This window comes from Pseudophaeobacter sp. (genome assembly GCF_039971195.1).
Taxonomy (GTDB): Bacteria; Pseudomonadota; Alphaproteobacteria; order Rhodobacterales; family Rhodobacteraceae; genus Pseudophaeobacter.
Genome location: NZ_JBDWPJ010000075.1, coordinates 26,162 through 34,192 on the forward strand (window position 1 = coordinate 26,162; position 8,031 = coordinate 34,192).

The window sequence follows — 8,031 nt, forward strand, 5'->3', positions numbered from 1 at the left end:
CAATGCCCCAAGACACAGCCACAAATCTGTACGCCAGCCCGGTAAGCGTCAAAGGACAAGAAGATTGCCGGTTTTATCACAGTATTGATTTGCCCGAATTGGGCCCAGTCACCGGTGACTGGGACCTACGCCATTGTGCTGCCGAGTATCTGGGAAACGTAGATTTTGCGGGGAAGCGGGCGTTAGACATGGGTGCCGCGTCAGGATTTCTGAGTTTTGAAATGGAAAAACGCGGTGCAGATGTTGTATCGTTTGACATGGTGAGTGGGCGCCAATGGAATTTTGTGCCCTACCCAGATTTCATGGCCGATATAGATGCCCAGCTTGATCGGCTGGAAGCGGGCGCTACGAAAATTCGCAACAGCTATTGGCTATCGCACCAACTACTTAAATCCAAAGCGCGGGCGTATTATGGCGACATATACCAACCGCTTCCCGCAGAGCTTGGGCAATTTGATATTGCCATTTTTGGTATGATTTTCTCACATCTGCGGGATCCTTTCGGAGCCATGGCCGCCATTTTGCCATCGGTTCGGGAAAAGGTAATTGTTACAAACACCTACCTGAACAACCCCCAGCCCATCGCTGCTTTCATTCCATCCAAGGAAAACTTGGCGCAGCAGGCGTTTTGGGTGCCGACCAAGACCTGCGTTGAAAAAATGCTAAGTGTCTTTGGGTTCCAGGTCGTAGACATGGTTGACAGTAAACCTTTGTGCACAGTTCCGGGACACAACGATACCGATTGCACGGCCATAGTGGCCGAGCGCATCGAAGGTTAGAGAGAACTTACCTGCGATGACGTCCTATTTCATAACAGGCGGCGCCGGCTTCATAGGTACTGCTTTGTCAAAAAGCCTAGTATCCGAAGGGAACCGGGTGACCGTCTATGACAACTTTCTGCCGCAAGTGCACGGATCGGCGGACGCGAAACTGCAAGAGCTTCGTGCCTTTGGCATCTCTGTCGTGAAGGGAGACGTCGTTGACGGCGAGAAGTTGAGGGCCGCAGTTCGCGGTGCAAATCCTGACGTGATTTTTCATCTGGCTGCAGAAACCGGAACCGGCCAATCCTATCTAGAACCGGCGCATTATACGAAGGTCAACACAACGGGCACTGCCAATCTGATCGAGGCGATCCGGAAAGCGGGCCCACCAGTGCTAAAGGTCATTTTATCGGGCACCCGTGCCGTTTATGGCGAGGGAGGTTGTGTCTATCAGGACGGGCGGCCCGCTGCTCCTGCTCCGCGATCTGCAGAAGACCTGGAGCGTGGCGATTTTCAGGTCAAGGACATCCACGGCACCATCCTGAGGCCAATCAGCTCTTGCGCGCTCACCTGCCCACCACGACCAAAATCAATCTACGCTTCAAGTAAACTGATGCAGGAGCACTTGTTGACCCAAGGGTTCTGGGGAACGGAAACAAGTGTGAGCATCCTGAGGCTGCAGAACGTCTATGGGCCTGGTCAGTCTACTTCCAACCCATATACTGGCGTATTGTCGATATTTGCCAATCTGATGGCACAGGGTCAAACGCCGGATATCTATGAAGATGGCATCATTACGCGGGATTTTGTTTTCATCGATGATGTTGTCCGCGCCTTTATCCAGGCTGCAAATGTCCACCAAGATCAACAAACCATACTTGATATTGGATCAGGTGAGGGCATTACAATCATGAAAGTTGCGCAACAAATGATGCGACAGAACGGTTTAAATGAATCGACCTTACGCTGTGGGGGACAGTACCGCCCGGGTGACATTCGCCATGCCGTTGCAAATATTGAGAGCTCCGCTAAGATTCTCGGGTGGCGACCGCAGGTAAAACTTGTTGATGGGCTAAGCCAAATCAATCTGTCGGTCAGCGGCGACGAAAGAAGTTGACACTCAAACCGAAGATACCAAAGCTTCCGAACACTCTCATTCACAGGAAAGCACCCTTAAGGCTTTTGGGACGATACCTGACGCTGAAAAGGAGCTGGCAGTGAAATTGATAGTTCACGCAGGACCGCACAAAACCGGGACTACCTTCATTCAAGACAGTTTCGCCAACAATCGTAGCGACTTGCTCAAATCTGGCTGGGCCTACCCGATAGCAGGCACCTACGGATCTACAGGGCATCATCACCTGGCGCATAATTTCGTCGAGTATATTGAAGCTGATGGCGCAGATAACCGGGCTTTGCGAGCCGAAGCACAGGATATCCGTGAGAACCATCTCAACATGGTGTTATCGGCCGAAGGTTTCTGTCGATGGGCGCCACGAAAATACATCGCCCTGGCTGAAGTTGTGGGCGCAAACAGCATCGAGGTGATCTATACGGTGCGCGATCCGATGACCGTTTTCCATTCCTACTGGGGAGAAGAGGTAAAGCAAGGTTTCACGGCGTCTTTTGCGGACCGTTTCCTGGAATCGCTTTGCACACCCATCACTGACCGAGTGCTGAACCCAATGCAGGATATCGCTCCCTTGCTACGCAGCCCAGAGATAGATCTGCATGCCGTTCCATACGACGAACTTGCGCGGCGCGACGAGAACCTCTTTTTGCATCTTCTTTCCGCAGTCCTACGGATAAAGGATGTTCCTCCGTCAACAAACTCTAAAGCAAACTCGTCCTTGCCAATTGAGTTGACAGAACTTTTGCGTCTGGCAAATCTTATTCATGGCGAAGGCGCCCCGCGGACATCGCCTGATCTGCGACTTGCATTTATGGGGACGACATCGCGCGACGAAAGAAAATCCCTGACAGATTTGGTTCGTGAGGATGCAGCGCGTGCACGACGCCAGATTGTGGTGCCTGCCGATGATATCCATACCAAACGGATGGAGACCATTCTCGAGTCCCGCCTTGATGGATACTGGACCCGCCCTCTTGCGCCAGAGGGACTGTTCCCGCTTTTGGACAGGAATTTAACCTACTATGATACCTTCTTTCTTTGGCAAACCCCCAGCGTTCGACAGGCCGCTGAGGCAATCGTCAACCGCTGCGCCGCCACCTAGTTTCAAAGCCATCGAGAGTAGGATTTCGGGTAATGTCTAACGTCGTCGCAATTTATAGCGTTTCCCAAAAAATGCTGGCCAAGCCACATGTCAGGTTTGCGCTTGAGGCACTCAGCATTGAATGTGATCGCCTGATTTTGGTAACCTCGGCCGAGGAAGACGAAGTCCAAACGCAGCATCCAGACATTGCTATCGAAACCGTCCTTACAAATCCCTCGGTCGATCGGGCGGCTATCTCTGGAATTGGGCTGGCGTTGAAATGGCTTACTGACAACAGCCCCGACGTTTCCAGCCGCATTGTGACGATGACGGCTGATGTATTAGGACCAATTGGAGGATTGCGCGCGCACTTGGACATCGCGCAGGCCGATGGTGCAGATGTCTATTGCGCATACTGGCGCGCCACAGATTTGGACCCGGCGCTAAAGAACAAGCAGTGGCCGGACCGGATTCCCTACCTCGATTTTATGATCCTTTCCGCTGAGTTCGTTCCCGCCCAGACCGCATGCGCCTTGTGGGCCAGTGTCCTTGAGGCTGAGGTTGATCTGAACGGCGTCTCTCCCTACCAAGTTGATCTTGCAAAAGCCGCTGACGTTTCCGACACCAAGATTTCTTATCCACCTAACAGTACGCAATGGCGGTCATCCGATCCAAGATACTTTGAAATTGGATCGATTGTGCGTGATGGCTCACCGGTCATCCCATTGTCGGTGTTTTTCGTTGATCCGCTTTTGCATGATATGCATACGATCGATATCAAGGTCGGGCTTGACCACCTGCGGCAAGCGGATCCCAGTGCATATGAATGTGCGATATCCTACGCCCTCGAGATGGTACCCTTGCGCGATTTTTCGATGATCGCCGACGAATATGCGATACACGCAGACGTCCCGGAACATCCGGAAAAAACAGCGTGGAGCTTTGGAACGGTCGCCGTATTTTTGCACGCCTACTATACTGACATGTTGCCTAACTTTGTCGAGTTACTTGACCGTATTCCTGCGCCAACTCATCTGTTTATCTCAACCGCAACTTCTGAAGCGGCTGACGAAATCCGGCTGTTTTTGAAATCAACTAAGATCAAAGAGGAAAATGCCACAATACGCGTTGTCGAGCACAATCGTGGGCGAGACATGTCGTCGTTGTTCATCACCTGGCGCGACATTGTAATCTCTGGAAAGTACGAGATTGCACTACGGCTTCATTCGAAGCGCACGCCTCAAGTGCCTGCACAGATTGGTGAGAGTTTTAAGGCGCATTTGTTCGACAACCTGATTGGTTCTCGTGGGTATGTCAGTAACGTGCTGGATCAATTGGAAACCCAGCGAGACATCGGTCTGATCACTCCCCCACTTATTCATATCGGGTTTGCCACGCTTGGTCATAGTTGGTTCAACAACAAACACAATGTCTCCAGCCTTGCCAACGACATAGGGCTGGACGTTCCAATGGATAAAGCCTGCCCGGTCGCCCCCTATGGCACAATGTTCTGGTTTAGGACCTCCGCCCTCAAGCCGATGTTTGCGCATGACTGGAAGTGGGAAGATTATAACAAAGAGCCGCATCATATTGACGGCGGATTGGCTCACGCGCAGGAACGGCTGATTGGATACTGTGCGCAAGCGCAGGGCTTTCGGGTCCTTCAGGTGATGTCTACAGAGCAGGCCGCCCGGAACTACGCTAAAATCGAATACAAACTACAGCGCCTCGCGTCTCACTTGCCACTTGGCAATGTGGTCGAGCAGGATCGACTTCTGAGTTCGAACCGAGGAGGTGCAGGCGACTGGCTATTTGTGCGTTTGCGCAAGGTTTATGGCGAAATGCTGGTTCGCTGGCCCTCGTCACGCCAATATCTGCGCCCTTTCGCTCACTGGATTGCAAAACAATTTGCCCCTGCACCGCGATTCAAAAAACACCGGGATTCACCAGACTAAAATGCTGGACGGGCGCCTTAGACCGCTGCGCCTGACACTTTCCAATGCGAACGCCAGTTCCGGCGCACCCACCAATACATACGCAGGTCTGCCACGTTTCTCTCATAGAACTCCGAAGTAACATCGGGATCGATAACCAGCTTATCCCTGGTCTGGCCGCCAACATTCTTCGGCACCACAGGCGCCTGTGGTAGCTTCAGATCCTGCATGAGACGCGCTGAAAATTCATCAATCTCATCAAGAGGGGCAATACAGGCGAACTCCTCTTCTATGACCTGCAGAGCAGGCACGAATAGATCTGACTGGGTCATAAATTTGCACTGGATGTTATTGACGTGCAGTTCAAGCAGATACTCATCCAATGTCATTTGTTGCACTTTTGCATGCAGATCGTGGGTAGGGAACTGGCTGATATAGTTGTATTCGGAAACCGCGCGAGTGAGCGGTTCCCGCACAACAGCCACCGGCGAAAATGCGGGCGCATTTAGGCGGTTGGCTAGATCTTTGAAAGCCGGCCAGAAAAAATGACCATAGGCTAAACGCACCCCATCCAATGCGGAACGCCAGGTTTCGAAATCAGACGCCATCTCAATTTGTGCACCATGTTTAAGCGCACCTATGGCCAAGCTTCGGTCTTTGCCGATCCGATCCACAAGGTGTGCCTGCATCGCTGTTCCGCCACACTTAGGAATATGAATATACGCGATACGCACCGGGATCACTCCTCAACACTTTGCCTTCGGAAGTTCTGACTACTCTGAATACACTGAACGAATTAAATGCAGAGAATGTTGTTGCCGCAAATGTGTTGCAGATCAGCGCTTTGTAAGCAACACCTCTTCGGCCATGATAGCCCGATCTGCCCACTGTCGCTTTTTCGCCTCAAGTATCTCGATCATGTTGTGAAATCCACTCCCATGAGGCATCAGCGTCGCCCACGGCATCGGTTGCGCCAGTTCAACATCATGGTAAAAACCGACAGCGTACTGTCTGGCGATATCGGCAAGAAAGCTCGATTGTTGGCCGCTCCCGGGCTTATCATCAAAGGCTCTGACCAAGGAGGGGTCGAAATGCTCAAGGAAATGGCGGCCATAGTGTAGCCAGATCGATTGCGGGTAATTTGTTGTATGCCGCTTATGGTAGAATGGAATCGGGCGTGGATAAAACACGTTTTTGCTCTTCTGGCACAGATACATCACCATAAAATAGTCCCACCAGGGTGCCCCAATCGCAAAATCTGTTTCCATTGGGAAATCGGCAATAATGTCTGGTGTGAAGAAGAAGGCATCGACACCGCCGGAAAAAATCTGACCCTCACGGTCCCAATAGTCATCCAAGTCCACTCGCGACGAGACCAAACTGGAACCGCCGGAACAGGTGCGTTGCACGAACCCAGCAAGGTCAACGTGTGCGTCGATCTGGATGTCAGAGTTAATAATCCCGATGCAGGTGTTTTGGTCCAGATCCCTGCAATGACGGACGATGTCACGCAGCAAGACTAGGTCTTTGCCGGTCACGTCCCGGGCGGTCTCTGTCACCTCAACAAATTCCACCTCCGCGAGGAGATCATACTTTTCAGTGGCAATTTTTTCTATCTCCGCCGCGGTATTGAACGACAGGATACGCGCGCCTTGCACGCGCCAAGTCTCCATACAAAACACTTGTTTTTCAACACCCACCGGCGCGATCGACGTCACCAGACAAAGGGCGTCTCGATTCAATCGCTTTATGTGCGTTGGAGCAACAGGGTCGGTTTTCTCATCGACCTGACCGTCGGACTCTTGAATAACATGACGGTTTGCGGCCTTGAACATACTCGCGATACTGCGCGCTTCAGCTTGGTAGTCTGCCCAATGCTCAGAGCTACGTTGCCATGGAGATTGTCTAAAACTGCCAAAGGGGCGGTCAACCAATGTCAGTGGGGATAGGCTTAGAAACTCAAGCCAAAGCCAATAGTCACCTGCCAGACTATACCGATGATCAAACCCGCCAACTTTTTCCCACAAGTCGCGTCGCCAAAACGTGCTTTCTTGCTGAAGAAAATAGCCACCTTCCGGGGACTCATCCAGAATATAGTCGTATGTCAAGTCAATCCGGTCGATACCCCGGTATTGCTGAACAGCATATCTCATGTCATCGCTTGTGAAGAAATCGCTACGGGGATAGCCCCTCTCGCGCAGGGTTTGCAAACTGAGGAAGGTCGAATGGATGCCCGAGACCCATGACATTTCCGGATCCGCAGCAAACAGATTGACAACTTCGGCCAGTGCCCCCGGCAACATGATGTCATCCGAATTGAGCCAACACAGAATATCTCCTGTAGACTTTGCGAACCCTTTTTCAATGGCATGATAAGGACCTGCGTCCGGCGTTGATTCCCAGTGTGCAAGCTGGCCTTCAAAGCGTCGGATGATACTGAGAGATGTGTCGACGCTTCCGCCGTCTATCACAATGATTTCACTGTCGACGCCTGTCTGGCCGACGACGGACTCAAGGCATTCCTGCAGAAAGTCACCACCGTTCTGATTTGGGATAACGACAGTGATCTTCATGAAGTGATCTCCAAAATCTGCGACCAATACTGTCGTGACAGGTCCTTTTGACCGGTCATTGCAGCATAGCAAGCTAGACGGTGATACTGTGGAATGCACTGTGCAACTGGCATCCCATGGATGTATTGCTGTAAATACGTGATCGCACGTTCGTACAGCTCCAACTGTTCTAGCGATGCTATGATCTTGGCCAAAACAAGCCTCGCCTCGTCCCATTCTTGACTATGTGAGCGACTTTCGAAGGCCTCCTCAAAACGGCCTATCGCATCGAATTTATTTCCATTTCGATACAGAATATCACCCTGAACTTCGAACATTGCTGCCGTACCTGCCTTTCGCACGACCTTGTCCACAATCGTAGCGGCCTCGGCAACATACTCGTCGTCTAGAGCGCGTTCTGGATCCGTTAAATTTTTGGCAAGCACGCAGAATTTGGAAACGATACTTTCCGACGGTTTTTTGTTGGCCTTTTTTGCAGTCAGAATGTGGAAGGCCAGACGATCCAAGCGGTCCAGACGGTCCAGTACACTCCAAAAGGAAGCGACCTTGG

General features: G+C 51.7%; 7 protein-coding genes. 4 read left to right on the forward strand and 3 right to left on the reverse strand.

The window, feature by feature from the left end; all coding sequences use genetic code 11:
• Positions 1–2 precede the first annotated feature (2 nt).
• From ABJP42_RS06635 to ABJP42_RS06650, 4 genes are all read left to right on the forward strand, one after another.
• Positions 3–779: a class I SAM-dependent methyltransferase gene (locus ABJP42_RS06635; protein WP_348339515.1), complete on the forward strand. Its 777-nt coding sequence runs from the start codon at positions 3–5 to the stop codon at positions 777–779.
• A gap of 16 nt (positions 780–795) precedes the next feature.
• On the forward strand, positions 796–1,878 hold the full coding sequence (locus tag ABJP42_RS06640; protein WP_348339517.1) for an NAD-dependent epimerase/dehydratase family protein: 1,083 nt from the start codon (positions 796–798) through the stop codon (positions 1,876–1,878).
• Between the two features lie 100 nt (positions 1,879–1,978).
• Positions 1,979–2,995 (forward strand): hypothetical protein, encoded by a 1,017-nt coding sequence (locus tag ABJP42_RS06645; RefSeq protein ID WP_348339519.1) that lies wholly within the window; start codon positions 1,979–1,981, stop codon positions 2,993–2,995.
• A 32-nt stretch (positions 2,996–3,027) separates the two neighbouring features.
• Positions 3,028–4,929: a rhamnan synthesis F family protein gene (locus tag ABJP42_RS06650; RefSeq protein ID WP_348339521.1), complete on the forward strand. Its 1,902-nt coding sequence runs from the start codon at positions 3,028–3,030 to the stop codon at positions 4,927–4,929.
• A gap of 17 nt (positions 4,930–4,946) precedes the next feature.
• Here the strand turns inward: ABJP42_RS06650 and ABJP42_RS06655 are convergent, their stop codons facing one another.
• From ABJP42_RS06655 to ABJP42_RS06665, 3 genes are all read right to left on the reverse strand, one after another.
• Positions 4,947–5,642 carry a sulfotransferase family 2 domain-containing protein gene (locus tag ABJP42_RS06655; RefSeq protein WP_348339523.1) on the reverse strand — a complete coding sequence of 232 codons (696 nt, stop codon included), beginning with the start codon at positions 5,640–5,642 and terminating at the stop codon, positions 4,947–4,949.
• A gap of 102 nt (positions 5,643–5,744) precedes the next feature.
• Entirely contained in the window at positions 5,745–7,481 is a 1,737-nt protein-coding gene (locus tag ABJP42_RS06660; RefSeq protein ID WP_348339524.1) for a glycosyltransferase family 2 protein, read from the reverse strand.
• Positions 7,478–8,031, reverse strand: a 554-nt coding sequence (locus tag ABJP42_RS06665; RefSeq protein WP_348339526.1) for a tetratricopeptide repeat protein, incomplete at its 5' end; no start/stop codon positions are given. The genes ABJP42_RS06660 and ABJP42_RS06665, both read right to left, overlap by 4 nt.

Coding starts and splice junctions, on each gene's coding strand:
- ABJP42_RS06635 (WP_348339515.1), top strand. CDS start 3: ATGCCCCAAGACACAGCCACAAATCTGTACGCCAGCCCGGTAAGCGTC.
- ABJP42_RS06640 (WP_348339517.1), top strand. CDS start 796: ATGACGTCCTATTTCATAACAGGCGGCGCCGGCTTCATAGGTACTGCT.
- ABJP42_RS06650 (WP_348339521.1), top strand. CDS start 3,028: ATGTCTAACGTCGTCGCAATTTATAGCGTTTCCCAAAAAATGCTGGCC.
- ABJP42_RS06660 (WP_348339524.1), bottom strand. CDS start 7,481: ATGAAGATCACTGTCGTTATCCCAAATCAGAACGGTGGTGACTTTCTG.